We start from the raw sequence: 18,236 nt of genomic DNA, 5'->3' as shown, positions 1-18,236 counted from the left end.
GTTCCATGAACTGCCGTCACTCGACGCGCTGAGTATCGACCGCAAGCCGAAACCCGACGTTTCCTGCGGAGCTATCCGGAGTGTTCTTCGACCGCGCAGCGACGCGATACCGGTTACACCACGACCGATGGCAGAGGTACGAGCCCCCACGCATCACGCGATGGGTGCCAGAATTGGGGCCGGTCGGATTCATTCGTGAGTAGCCGTCCGTCGTGTGGTAGTCCGGACTGAACCAGTCTGCACACCACTCCCAAACATTTCCAGCGACGTTGTAGAGACCATAGTGGTTCGGGCGAAACTCGTCGACAGGAGCGGTTCGGAGGTACCCATCTTCGGCAGTGTTCTGGTCCGGGAACGAACCTTGCCAGATGTTACACCGGTGTTCTCCGCCGGGAGTGATGTCGTCGCCCCATGGGTATCGCTTGTTTTCGAGACCACCACGGGCTGCGAACTCCCACTCTGCCTCCGTAAGCAGACGTTTCCCCGTCCACTCCGCGTAGGCGACGGCGTCGTTCCAAGAAACGTGCGTGACCGGATGAGTCAACAATCCCTCGTCGATGATGGTAGAACTCGGCCCAGTGGGCCGGAACCAGTTCGCCCCTTGGACAGCAACCCACCACGATGTATCAACCACGTTTTGGATGACGTGTGACCGGTTCCCGTCGGTGACGAAGTCCTCGAACACAAACGACCAGCCGTACCGCTCAGCATCGGTCGTATAGCCTGTCTCGCGGACGAATGAGAGGAACTCGGCGTTCGTCACCGCGTGCTGGTCTACGTAGAACGAATCGACGATCACGTCCCGAGTTGGTCCCTCACCATCTTCAGGGAAACCGACCTCGGAGTCTGTTCCCATCCTGAACTGTCCGCTGTCAAGTCGGACCATTCTCGCCGTGTTCACATCTCCACCGGAGGATCTTGATTGGCTGGGAGGGTCTGTATCGCCTCCCCCGTCTCGAGACGGTGAACAGCACGATGAGTCGTCACGCATACGCCATCACCGGCCCATTCGTCGGTCCGAAACCTGTTCGGTGCTATTGCCCGAACGCGAATCATGTTCTATTCTGATTCGGTTCGAGTCAGATGTTGATGTGCTTGGAGCTTCGTCTGTTATCGCGTAGGTGAGTGTCACGTGTGGGCGATTTTTGCACCTTGGTGTGACATGGTTGGAAAGCACATGTCGGTGAGATCGGATCACCCCTCGACGTAGACCACACCGTCTTCGATGGTGACGTCGTAGGTCGGAATCGAGATGTCGGACTGTCCGAGATGGACACCGGTTTCGAGGTCGTAGTCCCACCCATGCCAAGGACACGAGATGCGTAGTGAATCTTCGCTCAAGGTCTTTTTGACCCGTTTTCCAGGCTCGACGAACTCGCCCTCGAGTTGGGGCTTGATCTGACCTTCACAGACTGGACCCCCAGCATGAGCACACTCGTTCAAGATGGCGTAGTACTCTCCGTCGATGTTGACGACTCCGACAGACCTTCCATCCACGTCGACGATAACGCGTTCACCGTCCTCAAACTCGTCTTCGGACTTGACTTGGATACGGTCGCTCATAGGCCGAACACCTCCGCGGCGTTATCCGCCAAAATCGCTTGCTTCTCGTCCTCCGAAAGGAAGGGGAGTTCCGTTATGGACTCCGGTAAGTCGTAGTCCCAGTGCGGATAATCGGAGGCGTACATCAAGCTGTCCACTCCAACCATCTCGATACACTTCTGAAGGAACTCCGGGTCAGTACTCACTTCGAGGGGCTGGGTGCCGTAGTAGATCTCTTTCAGGTACTCGCTCGGACGCTTCTCCAGGAGCGGTGCCTCCTCGGTTCGTTTGAGGTACTCCTCATCGAGCCGGGCCATGAGTGCGGGAACATAGGTGATCCCCGACTCCATCACGATGATGTCGAGGTCGGGAAACTTTACCGGGACTCCTTGCATGATGAGGCTGACTAGTTGAGACATGTTCGATTCGAGAAATCCGAGGACATGGGTTTCGGTAAACGACTCGTATCCCGCCCGTACGTATTCGTCAAGGCCGGAACCGCTAGTGTGAAACACGAAGGGGAGACCCATCTGTTCCCCACGCTCGTAGATGGTGTCGTACTTCCGGTTACCGAGTGGGGGAGTCGCGCCTGCAGCGACCATACAGGCACCAATGATTCCCTTCTCACCCTCGATCATGTCGAGTACCTCGTGGGCAGCGTCGAGGTCGTAGTAAGGAATTGGGGCGAGCGTGTAAATACCATCCTCTGGGGCGACAATCTCCTCGAGCATGTATCGAACGTAGGCCTTACAGAACTGGGCTTCACGTTCGTCGTCAGAGTTGATACCCCCAGTAGCGAGGACCTGGTGGGAGATCATAATCTGGATGTCGATACCTAAGAAGTCCATCGCAGCCGGGATGTTCTCGACGTCTTCAGGATCGTCTGGATAGTTCGAGTAGTCTCGCTTGATCTTCCCGTGGGCCTGCCGGTCACCTGTCGATATCGGGAAGTACGCCGATGCGTTCTGTTTCGTCCCGCTTTCGCCGAACCCGCTGTCTAAATACTGCGACTTGTGAGGTTCATCCATGTACTCAGCGATATCTTCGTACGATTCGAGATAGTGCGCGTCGACATCTATCACTCGGTGTTCCTGTGTACCACTCTCTGGCATGTGTTATCACTGCTTTCCGGGTAGGTAAGTAAATTCCGGTGCTGGTGAGAAAGCAATCAGGTCAGCAAAAGAATTCCTGCCTGCACGCAACTACTGTCATAACTCGCGTGATAACGGTTAGATGATTCCACCGTCACGGAGTGACCGTATTTCATCGTCGGTATAGCCAAGCGAGCGAAGGGTCGATTCAGTGTGTTCACCGATGTCGGGGGCAGGCTGTACTGAGTCCACGTCTTGGGTGTGGCTCGAAAATCGAACCGGTGGACGCGGCACGAGGTGGTCTCCCGTCTCCGGATGGTCAATAGTCCAGACCTGTTCCCGTTCAATGATGTGTTGATCGTTGACGACGTCATCGATCCAGTACACAGGACCACAAGGAACCCTAGGCGCCACCGAGTTCAGGTGCGTCAACCACTCGTCAGCAGTTCGCTCACAGAGGACTGCCTCCAGTTCCGTTCGGAGGTCATCCGGGTTGTCGAGCCGGTAGGATTCCTCCGCAAAGCGATGCTCGGAGTCGGCCCATTCAGGTCTCTCGATGGCGTTAGTGAACGCTTCCCACTGCCCCTGCGTGACGACGAGCGTAATGTGTCCGTCGGCGACTGCGTAGTATCCTCCTGGTTGAATCGGTGTCTTGTAGGGGTCGCCGACATCGTATCCCGATCGAACCGCTGAATATCCAGCAAATTCCTCGCCGGCACACGACATCATCGCGTCGAGCATTGAGACTTCTACTTTCTCACCTCTCCCGCGTACACCGCGGTTGACCAACGCAGTGAGAACACCTCCCCAAGCACAGAACCCGGTGATGTGATCCGCAGCGGCGACGGGCGAACCAGTCGGGTTGTCCTCCCCAGACAACCATCCACTCATTCCGGTGACGACACCGTTGAAGGCTGGACGGTCTGCATACAGACCGGTATCACCGAAGCCGCTGACCGAACAGTAGATCAGACCCGGGTTCCGCTTCCGCATCACCTCCCAATCGAATCCAAGCCGCTCTACGACGCCGTTTCGCATATTCTCGAGGAATACGTCGGCCTCGCTAATCAGTTCCATGAGTATATCCTGTCCTTCTGATGACTTTAGGTCAAGAGTGATCGCGTCTTTCCCCACGTTGTACGTCGCAAAGGTATAATTTGGGGCGCTCGGACTTGACGCCATCTGACTTCGGTCCGTGTCGGGCCGTTCGATTTTGACAACATTAGCTCCATAGTCCGCGAGGAGCTTCGTCGCAAACGGCCCCGCAAGCGCAGTTCCAAGCTCAACGACATCGACGCTCCCCAGTGGCTGCTCAGCGGCCATATTAGTCACTCAATATTGCGAGCTACCCCTGCATAAACCCTGGTATCAGCACGATCTGATGGTAGTTTACGAACCTCTGTTCGAGGTCGCTAATGTGGGCTCGGGATCGCAGTTCACGTGGAGTTCAGATAGTGGCAGATTTTAAATATTCGTATGTAGAACTCATACCAGATGTCCGACTACAGTGATATCACCGTGGAGATCGAGGACAGTGGACGAGCGAACCTCATCTTAGACCGGCCAAAGAAGCTCAACACCATCTCGAAGACGATGACCGTTGAGCTAAAAGACGCACTCGACGACCTCGAGGCAAACGACGACGTGTTCGTCATCGTGGTTCGAGGACGAGACGGAAACTTCTGTGCTGGCGGCGATGTCGGAGACGATGACGAGGATTCGGATCCTGCCCCTCACGATCGACTGAGTCAGAGTCGTCGAACGACCCGGGAAACGTTCAGAAAACTCGAGAACGTCGGGAAACCTACGGTCGCGGCGATAGAGGGGTACGCTCTCGGAGGTGGATGCGAACTCGCGTGCTGTTGTGACACGCGGATCGCCACTGAGGATGCTCGAATTGGTGTGACCGAAACGAAACTTGGCCTCATTCCGGGCGCGGGAGGTACCCAACGGCTCCCCCGACTCATCGGTTTGTCTCGTGCAAAAGACATGGTCCTCCGCGGCAAGCAGTACAGTGCAAGTGAGATGAGCCAGTTCGGATTCATTCACGAATTGGCTCCGGAAGACGAGTTCGACGACCTCGTCGACTCTGTCGCGGGCGACTATCTGAACCGCTCACCGGTCGGAATGGAGATCGCCAAGCATGTCATGAATCGTGGAATCGAGTCGTCACTGGAGTCCGGCTTGGAGATGGAGGCGTGGGGTGTTGGGATCGTAACGAACACCGAAGACTCCGAGGAGGGGGTCAAAGCGTTCCACGAGGACCGCGAACCGGACTTCCAGGGGAAGTAACCGTCCGGACGAAGTAACCCATGTGTTAAAAGTGTACACCCATGGGTAATTTCTTTATAGTAGGGGAGAATCTACCTCATACGTTATGCCAGTTGTAGATAGCGCTGCCATCATCGGCGGTGGCATCATGGGTCGCGGTATCGGACAGACTCTGCTTCAGAACGGATACTCCGTGACGATCAGGGATATCGACGAGGACATCCTCGCCGAGACTAAAGAGAAGATGATCAACGGGAGCTATGGTCTGAAGCGGGCCGTCGATAGTGGGTATCTCACCGAGTCCGAAATGGAAGACGCCCTCGACCGGTTGACACTGACGACCGACCTCGAGGAGACTGTCGACGGCGCAGACTTTGTCCTCGAAGCGGTGACTGAGGATCTCAACCTGAAGGGTCAGGTCTTTCAAGAGATCGACGAGGTTACTGACGATATCCCGATATTCACCAACACGAGTGGTTTCTCGATCACTGGCCTTTCGAACGTCGTCGAGGACTCTTCCCGGGTCGCCGGAACCCACTTCTTTAGCCCTGTCCCGGTGATGAACCTGGTCGAAATCATCCGAGCACCCGCAACAGACGACGAGGTTATCGAACTTGCCGAGTCTATCGTCGACGATGTCGGGAAACAAGGTGTCACGATCACCGACGACCCCCACCACTACGGGTTCATCGTGAACCGGTGCTGGGCGGCCATGCGTGAAGAGGCGCGGAAAGTGGTCCGCGAAGGTATCGCAACCGAAGAACAAGTAAATATTGCCCTACGTGAGGGTCGGAACCTCCCGGTTGGACCACTGGAAGGCCCCGGTCTCGGTGAGGAGTGGGACTAGTCGACTCCGTCAAGAGCACGAATCCCACAACCGGAAACGACGAGCCCATTTTTAGAGGATAGGTGAGATCTCGGGAGCTTATCGTCGGAGGATGTTGATCGACGTACTCGCCAGGGGATGATACGAGAAACACGAGAGGTGGGGTTCCGGTATACTTATGCGAATTCACGCGCCAAATCAGAGTATGTCAGACGGAGCGATGAGCTTTGAGACTCCCGAACAGGTCAAGCTAATAAATAGCCAAATTGACAGATTCATTGAACAGGAAGTAAAGCCGCTGGAAGAAGAGTATCCACAGTTCCTGGGCGAAGATAGGGAGCGCAATATGGTCGACGGTGATCATCGTCTCGTGGACGAATACCTCGAACTCAGGGACAAGATTCACCAGAAGTCGGTCGACGCGGGATTCTACACGATGGCCATGCCCGAACGGGTCGGTGGAGGTGGACTCAACGCCTTGGAAGATACCATGGTGATGGAGCACCTGCACAACCGGGACCCCGATGGATACCATACGCTGATCTTTGACCGACTCTCCGTCGACCACTCGATCATTCCATTGTACGACGACGACTACCAGCGCGAGAAGTACTTCGAACCGGTGATGAACGCCGAGAAACACATGACTTTCGGGCTGACCGAACCGGACCACGGCAGCGATCCGACGTGGATGGACTCAACTGCCGAGAAGGGCGGCGACGAGTGGGTCATCAACGGCACAAAGGCGTTCATATCCAACTCGGTAGAGGCCGATTTTATTATGGTTCACGCGCGAACGTCAGGTGAAGACGGGGACGCCGATGGGATCTCCACCTTCCTCGTTGACCGAGACAATCCTGGCTGGGAGATCGGGAAAATCCAGCGATCGATGGGGACGAAGCAGGGTGCACAGGCGATCAACCACTTCAACGACTGTCGTGTCCCTGAGTCGCAGATGGTCGGTGAGGAAGGACAGGGTTTCCGTACTGCTATGACGTGGGTCGGAGCGGGCCGACTCCACATTCCGGCGAAAGCTGTGGGGATCTCACAGTGGATGTTCGATCGATCCGTCGAGTACGCCGAGAACCGAAAGACGTTCGGAGAGCCGATCGGCAGCCGCCAATCCATACAGGAACTGCTCGTCGAGATGCGCGTCGCCATCGAACAGGTTCGGTGGTTGTACCGGTACACCGCGTGGAAGATGGACCGAGGCGAAGAGTATCGGTGGTTGCAGAGTGCAGCCAAACTTCAGGGGGCGAACCTCTGGTGTGATGTCGCTGACAACGCTATCCAGATCCACGGCGGCGCGGGCTACATGAAGTCACTCCCCTTCGAGGGGCTGTACCGTGACGGTCGCGTGACCCGTATCTACGAGGGATCTGACGAGATCCAGAAACGGACGATAGCCCGTCGATTCTTAGATCTGTAATCTCCAGACCGGGGACGTCGTTTTTCACGTGGGCGCTACTAGGGTGCGGTGATCCTGTCGTTCCGGACCATTCGAAGAGAAACAACTAATGCACGTCCACGTTCACATGACTGCATGGAAGCGGAATTCGAGACTATCACTCTCAAGTACGACGAAGAAACCGGAATTGGCCACCTTACGCTCGACCGTCCAGAGGCGCTAAACACGCTTAATCCGCAGCTGAAACGAGAGATCGTCGCGGGGCTTGAGGAACTCGAGGCCAAAAACGACGAGACCGACGGCGTTGCACTCCGTGCTGTAGTAATCGAAGGTGCCGGGGATCGGGCGTTCTGTGCCGGTGTCGACGTCGGTGGATTCGAAGATAAGTCCAAAGGGGCGCGTTCCGAACGCTCCCCGTACGAATTGATCAAGGAGTTCCCGGCACCGGTTATCGCGAAGATCCAAGGGTACTGTCTCGGCGGCGGGCTCGAGATGGCTTTCGCCTGCGACTTCCGCTTTGCGAGCGCAGACAGTACCTTCGGACTTCCGGAGGTCGGACTCGGGATCATTCCGGGTGCCGGTGGTATTCAGTACGTTGCCCGACTGGCGAGTCCAGCGGTTGCGAAAGAGCTGGTGATGACGGCCAAACACTTCTCTGCGGAACGAGCCGCCGAGGAGGGCCTCGTCCACGATATCTACGAGGTAGACGCACTCGACGACGAGGTACAGACCTTTACCGAGTCTATCGCGTCTCAGGCGCCTCTCGCGGTGCAAGCGACCAAGAAATCGGTCGCGATAGCGATGGAAAACGGACTTGACTCCGGCCTCGTGTACGACAGGAGCATTTCTGAATCGTTGGTTGAGACGCAGGACGCGAAGGAAGGGATGAAAGCCTTCGCCGAGGACCGCGAACCGGACTTCATGGGTAAATAGCGACTCCGAGCCTGAGTGAACGAAAGCAACGAGTCGATCTGACAGACTCAGCAGAAGAATTTTGGAGACAAGTTCGATTACGCATCGAACGACGTGTCGGCAGCGGAGTGGAATATTGTCACACCGGTCCCCAGTCATTCCGGAGAATATCGGTTTCATTTTCGACGACTACCTGATGATGAACACCGACGAGTCGCGTCTCGACCGAACCATCGCGGACGAAGAGGACGATAGGTGCCCCGTAGGCGTCGTATGTTTCCCACAAGGAATCGGCGTACTCCGGCCCGTAAACTGAGAACAGTGCTACGTCTTCTGGTGGGTCCGAGAGTACCGCCTCGAGCGTCTCGCACATTCTATCACACGGTTCGCAGTCTTCACGCCAAATGTACACGAGCGACCGAGGATAGAGGGATAACAGCACCTGGAGACGGTCCCCGTGAACGGGGAAGAATAGTTCAGGAGCGCCCGACGAACGAGGTGTGGTGTCCGCAAGCTGGTCAATGATGGGAATCGCGCGGAGCCACTCAGATGTCACAGTCTGATCGAGAGCAGACTCAAGAGCGCGGGCAATCGGAAGGTAGCGTTTCTCGCTCTCCTTGGAATCCAGAAACGGCTGTAGCGTTTCGCCGTCGGTGCGAATCTCTTCGAGTACATCGCGGGGCTCACTGAAAGACATCGTCGATCGACACTCCTCAATGGCAGAGTCGAACGACTCGGATAGACGGAGTCGGTTGTCTGATTCGACGAGAACGCCCAGACGTGTCAGCCTGTCCACCAATGTGCCGTTTTTCATACGTTGAACAGAGAGCGAACGACACTATACTTTGTGGAAAATGGAGCTGAAGTCGAACGTCCACTGGTTACTGAAGACAGGGATACTCTTCGGGAGAAGGCGATTCACCCTGGGGCCACAGTGGCGTCAAATCCGCGTCCGGCGGGTAGTGCAGTCGCCCGTTGTTGTCCCAGCCCCAACCAGCCTCACGGAGCAGCTGTCGACCGCGCTCTTCGTTCCCTGCTGGGTCGTCAGTGTGCTTGTATAATTGGTCCTCCGAGGGAAGGGACGGATGGCTTCCGCGGAAAATCGTTGGGTACAGGGATGGGTCAACCTCGCCGTACTGTGCTTGGGCGATCATCTGCTGGCGGTCCAGCACTGCCCCTGCCGCCTGGCGGAACTTGAGGAACTTCGTCGCTCCGTAGCTGTGCTGGGGCCAGATCTGCGCGCCGAGGTAGCTATCCTGCGTATGCGTCTTTGCATTCTCCATCTCGTCCCGAATCCTTGTGATGGTATCCATACCCTGCATGAGGATCATGCTAATCTGGCCGTTCTGGAACGCTCGGAAGACTGATTCGGACCCCTGAAACACCTGCATGACCTGACGCGATTTCGGGTTGAATACTGGGTGATCCCCGTATGGCGACAGCTGAATCATCTGACCTTGGCGGAACGAGTCAACTTGGAACGGACCGGATCCGATGATGTTGTCGGTGTCGAGGCTGAACTCGGCGGGGTTCTCCATTGCAGGTTTCCAACTTTCCTTGTGGAGGATGCCCCACCGCGGCCACACCTTTGTAAAGAGTACAGGCGTCGGATTCTTCATGTTGAACTCAACCGTGGTCTCATCGACTGCCTCGATGGACTCGTATGGCATCGCCGTCACCTGCGGGTAGGCGTCGGCGTTGTCCCAGAGTAACTTGTACGTGAAGCGTACGTCCTCGGCCGTCACCGGATCGCCGTTGTGGAACGTCGCATCGTCGTGCAACGTGACGGTGATCGTAGTGCCATCTTCCGAGGCCGTGTACTCCTCTGCAAGCACGTTCCTGAGTTCTAGTGAGTCGTCGTATTCGACCAGCGGCGAGTTGATCAGATGGCTCCAGATGATGTGGATACGGGGGGACGCAACGGTCGGGAAGTTCGTCGTCGAGACCATGACTGCGTTGGCATTCGAGACGACAGTATCGCCATCGGTGGCCTCCGATTCGTAGTAGACGTACGGATTAAGCGGGTCCATCCCAGCACCACTGTCATGACCACCGACGGAGACCTGATCAGGGTGCCATGCACCGGCAATGACCCGTGGGGAGATGGCAATAACGCCCACGTCCTCACTGAACTGCTGAATCGCGCTGTGGATGAGGTCGGCCCGTTCCGCCTCATCAATGGTGGTACGTTGTTGTTGTGAGAACTCGGTGTAACTGCAGTCGGCATAGTTAGCAATGTTGCCGGGGTTCCCCGCACCCGCGCGACCTGCTTCGTACATGCCTAGAACCTCTGTAGGGTCCAATCTGGACGGATCGGGGGCATTGGTTCCGAGGATCATGTCGTATTCGCGTTTGTCTCCCATCGCCGACCCGAGGACCGCCGTTAGCTCCCGCCCCTGGACTTCGACATCAACGCCGAGTCGGTCTTGGAGGTTCTTCTGGACGACCGGTGCCATCGTTTCGAGTGTGGCGGTCGTCCCACCGAGACCGGTCCAGTATGCCAGCGTCTGGGTCGGAACGCGTTCGCCAAGTTCATCATTGCTACCTGCAGTGTTTCCACCGTTACTCCCAGTACCACTACACCCCGCGAGGCCAGCAACAGTTGTGGTACCCAGAGCCTGAAGTATGCGGCGGCGGTTCACAGTGGTATCACTGTCCTGCTCTTCACTGTCAATTACAGGCATGGTAATGTCACGTTCTTACATCAATAAATAGGTTCGCATACATTCATACATCAACGACAATATCAGGTGTCTCTACTTCCCGATATGTTTGTCAATTGTCTTTAAAAAAGGATCTCGGACAGTGCCACCCCACAGAACAGTTGATCAAGACGCCGAAGTCGACGGTAACACCCAGTCTCCATCGGAATGGCAACGAGGGGATAGAGTATCTAACCCTATTCGGGAATCGTCACCATCGGACTATGGGTGGTCATCGAACACAACATCTGGGTCCTCGGCCAGTATGTGCGGCTGGTAGAGTGGCGTGTCAGCATCGACGAGACGGCCGTCTGGTAGATAGTACGCGTTTCCGGTTCCAGATGGAATTCCCAGTTTGTGATCTTCCCTGTGTTCACGATCTGCCGCACGTTCGACGGCAGCCTCCTCAAAGTCCAGCGTGTCTTCGGCCAGCGTTCGGAGGCTTGTTTCGACGGAACCGTACTCCTCTTTCCCAATCTGGTCGTGCTCCTCAAGTGGGTCCGCCTCCAGGTCGAACAGGCGGTCAGGAGCATCTTGATAATGGACGTATTTGTGACGTCCATCGATGATTGCACGGTACACGTACCCTTCGTCGGCGGAGTAAGAAGCGAGATAATCAACAAAGACAGGCTCGCGGGATGGCTCAGCTGTCCGCCGAATGGAGCCCGAAAGATCAACACCATCGACACTGTTTGGTGTTGGCACACCACTAAGTCCGCACACTGTCGGGAACAGATCGATGAGACTCACGGGCGTTTGAAGGCGACCAGGAGAGCACTCGCCGGCTCGATGACTCGGAAGTTGAATGATCCACGGGACACGTATGGAATCCTCGTGCCACGTTTGTTTTTCCCAGAGACCGTGCTCACCTGCCAGTTCACCGTGGTCGCTGACGTAGATCACGATGGTATTCTCGAGGAAGCCGTCGCGTTCGAGCGTGCCGAGTAAGTCCCCGATAATTTCGTCGAGGTAATCGACGCACGATGCGTAGGCAGCGCGCGCATTTTTTTGCGCAGATTCGTCAATGCCGTCTGGGATATGTACCGTGCGCAGTTTCTCTACATGTGGATGTTCGTCGGCCGCTGTTGGGCCGGTCCGTAACGGGGGCAAATCGTCCGATGGATGTCGGTCGATGAACCGTCGAGGTGCAGTTCGTGGCCAGTGTGGGCGGCTGAAGGAGACGCAGGCGAACCACGGTTCGCTGTGGCTGCGATGCCGGTGCTCCCTGAGGAAAGAAACCGTCTCCCAGGCGGCGTTGTGTTCCTGCATCATGCTTTCTGGTATCCCTGTCACTCCCGCATCTGTAATACGAGAAGCACGCTCCCAACCGCCTTCGAGTCCGGCCGTCGGTGGGTCGGCTTGGTGTCCGGTTTGGCCTGTGAGGTCACCGTACCCGCGGTGGTCAAAGCCGGCGAACTGTCGGTCACCGCCGAGGTGCATCTTTCCCTGCAAGCACGTTGCGTATCCCGCCTCGGAGAGAGTCTCCGGGAGCGTGGGAAGTTCCGGCTTGAGCAGCGAACTATTCTCCCAAGCCCCGGCATTGCGGGCCTCTCTCCCCGTCAAAATGGACAACCGAGATGGGGTACAAATTGGAACCGGGCAATACGCTCGGTCAAGGGTTACTCCGTTTTCAGCGAGGTCGTCAAGAGTCGGTGTTCGAACCGGTACGTCAGTCTCTCGGTGGCTGAGATACCGCGAATTGTGCTGATCGCTCATCAGCAGTAGGATGTTAGGTTGCTCATCTACCATGTGGTGTGTGTTACCGTAGATATCTATAAATCCCCCGTGGGTAATGATTCGAAAGCATCACTGAGAGTAGAGGCCGAGAAGGCTTCGAAAACACGAACACAGCGAAATGGGGGTCGCGATTCCTACGCTGCCGTCGTATCGCCACCGACCTCGACGCGTGGGTCGATGATCCCGTAGACGATATCGACCGCGAAATTGCCAAGGATGACAAAGGCCGCGGCGAGGAAGAACACGAACTGGACGACCGGCACGTCGCGAGCAACTACAGAGTTAACAAGAGTGTATCCAATCCCTTGCCAGTTGAAGACCATCTCAATGAGTACGAGCCCACCAATCGCACGGGTCATGGTCACCGGGTACAGGGTGATAACGGGGAGGCTCGAATTCTTCATGAGGTGCTTGAACAGATTCTGCTTCGGTAGTCCGGTGAGGCGGAGGTAGTCGAAGAACCCCTGTCCGGAGACTTCAACGACGCTCGTCCGCATTATTAGCGTCGGCGGGCCGAGGTACCGAATGACCACGACAGAGAATGGTAAGATGTAGTGATAGAGGAAGTTACTCGTCAGGTACGGTCGCCACCACGCACTCTCGGAGAACTGGTTAATAACTTCGTGTGAGAACATCCCGGAGGCCGGAAACAGGTTCAACCAGCCGGCAAACACGATGACCGCGAGGATCGCGAGGACGAATGCTGGAACCGACCCGGTGAGGAGGACCGCAGTTAGTCCGTAGCGTTCGAACTTGGAGCCACGGTTGTTTCCGAGTACAGTTCCCAAGACGGCGCCAAGGACATACGCAACCGTGATTCCGGGTGCGATGAGGATAAACGAATTGAATATTCGCTTTCCCACGTACTCTACGACCGGTACGCCGTATTGTACCGACGACCCGAAGTTCCCCTGGACGAAATTCGTGATGTAGCGCAAGTACTGAACGTACAATGGGTCGTTGAGGCCCCATTGTGCCTCGAATGCGGCAACGGACTCAGGACTCGCTCCCTGCGATAGCATGATGCTCGAATAGCTACCCGGCAGGAGGCGGAAAAAGAAAAACAAGAACGTCAGGACTGCAAAGAGCAGTACCACTGTGACGATGCTACGTCGAATAAACCAGCGAACGCTGCTCATCGAACTGACCTCCCGTTGGTCTCCACCGCAGGGGGAGTAGTCAAGGACTCGTCTTCCCTGCCGTGGTGGTCGTAGTATAGATGGCAAGCGACCTCATGCTGGTCGTCTGCCTCGAGGCCGACGTCGTCAGGGCGGGTCCCACAGACCTCCATACTCTCGGGACATCGGTCCCGGAACCGACAGCCGCTATTGAGGTTCACCGGGGTCTGGGGTGCACCTTCGAGTTGGGTCCGCTCCCGGTTCGTATGCGGATCCGGAATCGGTATTGCTTCGATCAGCTTCTGGGAGTAGGGGTGCTTGGGTTCCGACAGAAGCGTGTTGGTGGGTGCCGACTCCACGAACCGACCTAGATACATGACATGAATCGCCTGGCAGATATACGAAACCGTCGAGAGGTCGTGTGAGATGTACAGCATCGAGACGTCTGACTGCTCGATCTGGTCCTCAAGCAGATTGAGTACCGCAGCCTGTGTGGAGACGTCGAGCATCGACACTGGTTCGTCAGCCAAGATGAGGTCTGGTTCCAGAATGAGCGCGCGAGCGATTGACACACGCTGCTTTTCGCCGCCGCTGAGCTGTCGTGGACGTCGGTCTCGGTATCGCTCGGGGGGGTCGAGTTCGACTCGTTCGAGTACATCCCTGATCCGACGGTCGTGGTCGTCGATTCCGTGGATCTTGAGCGGTTCGAGCAATGTCTCATTGATGGTCATCTTCGGGTCGAGCGAGTTGAATGGGTCCTGAAAGATAATCTGGACGTTGCGACGAAAACTCTTCCAGTCGCTGCGATCGAAATCCGAGATGTCTCGACCCTTGAAGAGTATTTGGCCGTCAGTCGGCTCGTTCAGCCCCATCAACGTCTCGAGGAGTGTCGTTTTTCCACACCCACTCTCTCCGATTACGCCAATCGACTCGTTACGGCCGAGGGTGAACGAGACGTTGTCGACTGCTTGGATTGGTGGCTCTTCTTTCCCGCGAAGCGAATCGAGGAAGCTCGTCGTCTGGCTGAAGTATTTCTTGAGGTTCCGAACCTCCAGAACTGGGGTATTTGATGTCATTATTTATGTCCCTCACTCACTTGCGGACCTTCTTGATTTCGGTGCTGTGACAGCAAGTCTTCGTCACTGCGGAAGCACGCTGCAGCATGGGAGTTTCTGTTCGGGTCGTCCACATCTGCGATCGGTTCGAGTTCTGGAGCGTGTTGGGAACACTCCTCGACAGCCCATGGACATCGATTGGCGAAGGTGCAGTAGTCGACTTCGCCAATGTTCTTCGGCGGACTGTTTTTGATAGTGTTGAGTTCTCGATCCGGGTGTCTGATGTCCGGAAACGCATCTTGTAGGAGAATTGAGTACGGATGACGCGGAGAGTCGTACAGATCAGTGACGGATCCACGTTCGCTCACCTGACCTGAGTGCATGATCGCCATCGAATCACAGGTCTCGAACACCACGCTGATGTCGTGGGTGATGAGGATCATACTGGTGTCCTGCTCCGATTTGATCTTGTCAAAATACTTCAGTACTTGATCCTGCATGATGACGTCGAGCGCGGTAGTCGGTTCGTCCGCGATGACGATAGACGGTTCGAGGAACAGCGAGAGAGCGATGAGTGCCCGCTGTTGCATCCCACCAGAGAATTGGTGTGGGTAATCGGTGATGCGCTCTGGCTGTAGGCCGACGATATCGAACAGTTCGCGGAGTTTCTCGAGAGCGTCTTCCTTTGATAAGTCGGTGTGGACGCGCGCGATCTCCGCGGCCTGATCGCTGATGCGTTCGAGTGGGTCGAGACTGCTCATCGAACCCTGTGGAATCCAGGATATCTCGTTCCATCGAATCTCTTCGTTGAGCTCTCGTTCGGACATGTTGTGGATCTCCTTTCCACGATATCGGATGGAACCCGACGTCACCTTCCCGTTCGGATCGAGACCCCCAAGGAGTGACGAGGCGAGAGTACTCTTCCCACAGCCAGATTCACCTACAAGCCCGAAGTAGGATCCTTCCTCAACAGTGAAGGTGGCGTTTGAGACGGCGGTCAGGTGACCTTCGTCCAACTGGTACTGGATCGTTACGTCGTCGACTTCGAGTAGTGGTTTGCTCATTGAAGATCACCCCGCTCCTTCGACAAAAGCTTCGTCATCACCGTGCCCGACAACTCGCTCGTAGCCCCGGCCGAACATGAACGTCGACAGCACGGTCAAGGCGATCAAGAACATCGGTGGAAGTGACCACCACCACGCCGAATCGATGAGCGTGGCGTTGTAGACGTTCCTTATCATCACGCCCCACGATGGGACAAACGGGCTCGAAATACCGAGGAACGCGAGGCTTGCTTGGATGATGATGGCGTACCCGACCCCGAGCGAGAAAAACAGCACGGCCATAGTTGCAATGTTCGGTAATATGTGTTTGAAGACGATACGCGGACCGCTCGCCCCACTCGCCTTCGCAGCTCGGACGAAGGGCCGTTCTTTGATTTGCAGGACCTGTGAACGTATTACTCGGGCATTACCACGCCAAAGTAAGAGGCCAATCACCACGACGGACTCGATGAAGCCGACGCCAAAGAACCCCACCAATACGATAGCGAACGGCAAGAGCGGGACGCTGTAGACTCCATCGGTAAACCGCATGAGGGCATTGTCCACAGCTCCGCCCATGTAACCGGCAGTGATACCGATAGTTAGGCCAATCCCGATAATCAGTGTCCCACCGATAAGTCCGGTTAGTACGGTTGGCCGTGCACCGAACAGGACCCGCGAAAGAACGTCATATCCCGCGCTTGTCGTTCCGAGCGGATGTTCTACCGTTGGCGAAGCATTCCGGAGGAGATCTCCGTTGTCGCCATACATCGGTTCGTCGTACTGGTACGGGGCGAGATGCGGTCCAAAAAGACCCAAAAAGAGGATGAACAGGAGGATGACGAAATACGCCGTAGTGGATCTGTCCTCTAACATCACGCTGAGACCGTCCGAAACGTTCCTAATAATAGGTGTGTTCCTGACCTTGTGGGAAAGGGAATTCTCCACCATGTGTTCTGCGTTCCAAGATTTCCTCCAGTACAATAAATCTTGCTTCCACCCCTTCGCTTTTCGAGAAATCATCTGAAAGAAACGAATAACCAAGGGCGAATGAGTCACTCATCGATAGTTACGAACGCGGATAGTGATCCCTCCGACAGAGCCGATGTAAAACAAACGAAGAAACCGTCAGAGAAAATCTAGCGGGATTGCATGAGAGTCGACAATTGCGTGCGAAATTTCAGTTAAAATCGAGGAATTCGCGAGCAATCGTTCGCTTCTGGATCTCGTCAGTTCCCTCAACGATTCGGGACATCCGCGCCTCACGGTATTCGCGTTCGAAGGGAAGTGAACTCATGACACCAGCGCCGCCGTGGATCTGGATGGCGACGTCTGCCGCCTTGTTCCACAACTGTGCGCCCCTGAGCTTTGCCGCACTAATCTCCCAGCGAGGGACCTCGCCATTATCAGCCCGCCATGCCGCGTGACGGTAGAGCCACCGGGTCTGTTCGATGTCGGCGCGGAGGTCGGCCAACATCCCCTGGACGAACTGGTTCTTCCCGATCGGCTCTCCAAACGTCTTGCGGTTCTCGGCGTACTCGACGCACTTGTCGAACATCCATTGAGACCGACCGACACAATGAGCTGTAATATAAACACGTGCACCGCCAAAGTTTTTCAACTGATCGAGGAGGCCGCGGCCCTCCGCACCGATCATGTTCTCTTCGGGCACGCGGCAGTCATCTAGGTGCACGAATGCTTGGTGAGCCAGTGGGTCACCCATATACCGCTGGTACTTCCCGACTTCGATTCCCGGGTTATCTCGGTCGACGAAAAACGAGGAGATACCCCGAACGTCGCCGTCCTCGCCAGACGTACGCGCGTGGATCACCCAGAAATCCGCGATTGGTGCCATCGTATTGTACGTCTTCGTGCCGTTGATGACCCACTCGTCGCCATCCTTTTGCGCCGTTGAGTCCATCCACGTCGGATCGCTGCCGTGATCCGGTTCGGTCAGCCCCATCCCATTGGTCAACTCACCCCGTATCGATGGCTTCACCCACTTCTCTTTCTGATAGTCGGTCAACTTGTCAGGTTGGGGTGCGACCGGACCTCCCATCCCTTCTGAGTCGCCAGACATGATCATCCGGTGGAAGCCGTCCGGGTTTCGGTTGTGCAGATGTTCGAAGACCATAGAGTAAGCGAGGTCACCCATCCCCTCGCCGCCGAGTTCTTCGGGCATCGCCATCGAGAGGAAACCGGCTTCGGCTGACTTCCTTCGAATCGTATTCCGAATCTCTTGGAACTCCGGAGTCATCTTTCCGTCCTCGTCGGCCCGGTTGAACATCCCGTCCTCACCGAGGTACTGGTCGTGCTCTTCTTCCAGTGGCTTGACCTCTCGCTCTATGAACTCGTCCAGTTGCTTCTTGATTATCTTGATCTCTGTCGATGGCTCAAAGTGTAGTCCATCAGGTGTCGCTGCTGCTTTCGCCATAGTACCTTGTCACCATAGGTCATGAAATAACTTGTGTCTCATTGTGTCGAACAGCACTATCCGGTCATATAGCGTAGTCGTCCGTCGGCTACTGAGG

Annotated in this window: 16 protein-coding genes; 4 read left to right on the top strand and 12 right to left on the bottom strand. The window is 56.0% G+C overall.

What is annotated here, in order from left to right; genetic code table 11:
• Nucleotides 1-16: 16 nt before the first annotated feature.
• From ATB1_RS09010 to ATB1_RS08995, 4 genes are all read right to left on the bottom strand, one after another.
• Nucleotides 17-991 (bottom strand): formylglycine-generating enzyme family protein, encoded by a 975-nt coding sequence (locus tag ATB1_RS09010; protein WP_042663411.1) that lies wholly within the window; start codon nt 989-991, stop codon nt 17-19.
• Between the two features lie 203 nt (nt 992-1,194).
• Nucleotides 1,195-1,563 (bottom strand): Rieske (2Fe-2S) protein, encoded by a 369-nt coding sequence (locus ATB1_RS09005; RefSeq protein ID WP_042663410.1) that lies wholly within the window; start codon nt 1,561-1,563, stop codon nt 1,195-1,197.
• Nucleotides 1,560-2,654, bottom strand: coding sequence for an amidohydrolase family protein (locus ATB1_RS09000; protein ID WP_042663409.1), 1,095 nt, complete (start codon nt 2,652-2,654; stop codon nt 1,560-1,562). Before ATB1_RS09000 ends, ATB1_RS09005 begins: the two co-directional genes overlap by 4 nt.
• Before the next feature lie 117 nt (nt 2,655-2,771).
• Nucleotides 2,772-3,956 (bottom strand): CaiB/BaiF CoA-transferase family protein, encoded by a 1,185-nt coding sequence (locus ATB1_RS08995; RefSeq protein WP_042663408.1) that lies wholly within the window; start codon nt 3,954-3,956, stop codon nt 2,772-2,774.
• A 171-nt stretch (nt 3,957-4,127) separates the two neighbouring features.
• Between ATB1_RS08995 and ATB1_RS08990 the strand changes: the two genes are divergently transcribed.
• The 4 genes from ATB1_RS08990 to ATB1_RS08975 all read left to right on the top strand — a co-directional run bounded on the left by ATB1_RS08990 (nt 4,128) and on the right by ATB1_RS08975 (nt 8,071).
• Entirely contained in the window at nt 4,128-4,925 is a 798-nt protein-coding gene (locus ATB1_RS08990) for an enoyl-CoA hydratase/isomerase family protein (protein WP_042663407.1), read from the top strand.
• Nucleotides 4,926-5,010: 85 nt separating this feature from the next.
• Entirely contained in the window at nt 5,011-5,751 is a 741-nt protein-coding gene (locus ATB1_RS08985) for a 3-hydroxyacyl-CoA dehydrogenase family protein (RefSeq protein WP_042663406.1), read from the top strand.
• A gap of 184 nt (nt 5,752-5,935) precedes the next feature.
• Entirely contained in the window at nt 5,936-7,159 is a 1,224-nt protein-coding gene (locus tag ATB1_RS08980) for an acyl-CoA dehydrogenase family protein (protein WP_198526071.1), read from the top strand.
• Nucleotides 7,160-7,273: 114 nt separating this feature from the next.
• Nucleotides 7,274-8,071 (top strand): enoyl-CoA hydratase/isomerase family protein, encoded by a 798-nt coding sequence (locus ATB1_RS08975; protein WP_042663404.1) that lies wholly within the window; start codon nt 7,274-7,276, stop codon nt 8,069-8,071.
• Between the two features lie 118 nt (nt 8,072-8,189).
• On the opposite strand, the gene ATB1_RS19880 is transcribed toward ATB1_RS08975, so the two are convergent.
• The 8 genes from ATB1_RS19880 to ATB1_RS08935 form a co-directional block, all read right to left on the bottom strand.
• On the bottom strand, nt 8,190-8,747 hold the full coding sequence (locus ATB1_RS19880) for a hypothetical protein (protein ID WP_128081449.1): 558 nt from the start codon (nt 8,745-8,747) through the stop codon (nt 8,190-8,192).
• Between the two features lie 184 nt (nt 8,748-8,931).
• Nucleotides 8,932-10,734, bottom strand: coding sequence for an ABC transporter substrate-binding protein (locus tag ATB1_RS08965; RefSeq protein WP_082256358.1), 1,803 nt, complete (start codon nt 10,732-10,734; stop codon nt 8,932-8,934).
• Nucleotides 10,735-10,974: 240 nt separating this feature from the next.
• On the bottom strand, nt 10,975-12,501 hold the full coding sequence (locus ATB1_RS20600; RefSeq protein ID WP_082256357.1) for a sulfatase: 1,527 nt from the start codon (nt 12,499-12,501) through the stop codon (nt 10,975-10,977).
• A 122-nt stretch (nt 12,502-12,623) separates the two neighbouring features.
• Complete coding sequence (locus ATB1_RS08955) at nt 12,624-13,628, bottom strand: ABC transporter permease (RefSeq protein ID WP_082256356.1); 1,005 nt, start codon at nt 13,626-13,628, stop codon at nt 12,624-12,626.
• On the bottom strand, nt 13,625-14,683 hold the full coding sequence (locus ATB1_RS08950) for an ABC transporter ATP-binding protein (RefSeq protein WP_052367902.1): 1,059 nt from the start codon (nt 14,681-14,683) through the stop codon (nt 13,625-13,627). The genes ATB1_RS08955 and ATB1_RS08950 overlap by 4 nt, the downstream gene beginning before the upstream one ends.
• The gene (locus ATB1_RS08945; protein ID WP_052367900.1) at nt 14,683-15,726 is read right to left on the bottom strand and encodes an ABC transporter ATP-binding protein; all 1,044 of its coding nucleotides are present in this window, start codon (nt 15,724-15,726) and stop codon (nt 14,683-14,685) included. The genes ATB1_RS08950 and ATB1_RS08945 overlap by 1 nt, the downstream gene beginning before the upstream one ends.
• A gap of 6 nt (nt 15,727-15,732) precedes the next feature.
• Nucleotides 15,733-16,656: an ABC transporter permease gene (locus ATB1_RS08940; RefSeq protein WP_157837730.1), complete on the bottom strand. Its 924-nt coding sequence runs from the start codon at nt 16,654-16,656 to the stop codon at nt 15,733-15,735.
• A gap of 229 nt (nt 16,657-16,885) precedes the next feature.
• Complete coding sequence (locus ATB1_RS08935) at nt 16,886-18,139, bottom strand: acyl-CoA dehydrogenase family protein (protein WP_052367898.1); 1,254 nt, start codon at nt 18,137-18,139, stop codon at nt 16,886-16,888.
• Between the last annotated feature and the right edge of the window lie 97 nt (nt 18,140-18,236).

This window comes from Haloferax sp. ATB1 (assembly GCF_000730175.1).
This window is presented reverse-complemented; position numbering and strand designations above follow the sequence as displayed.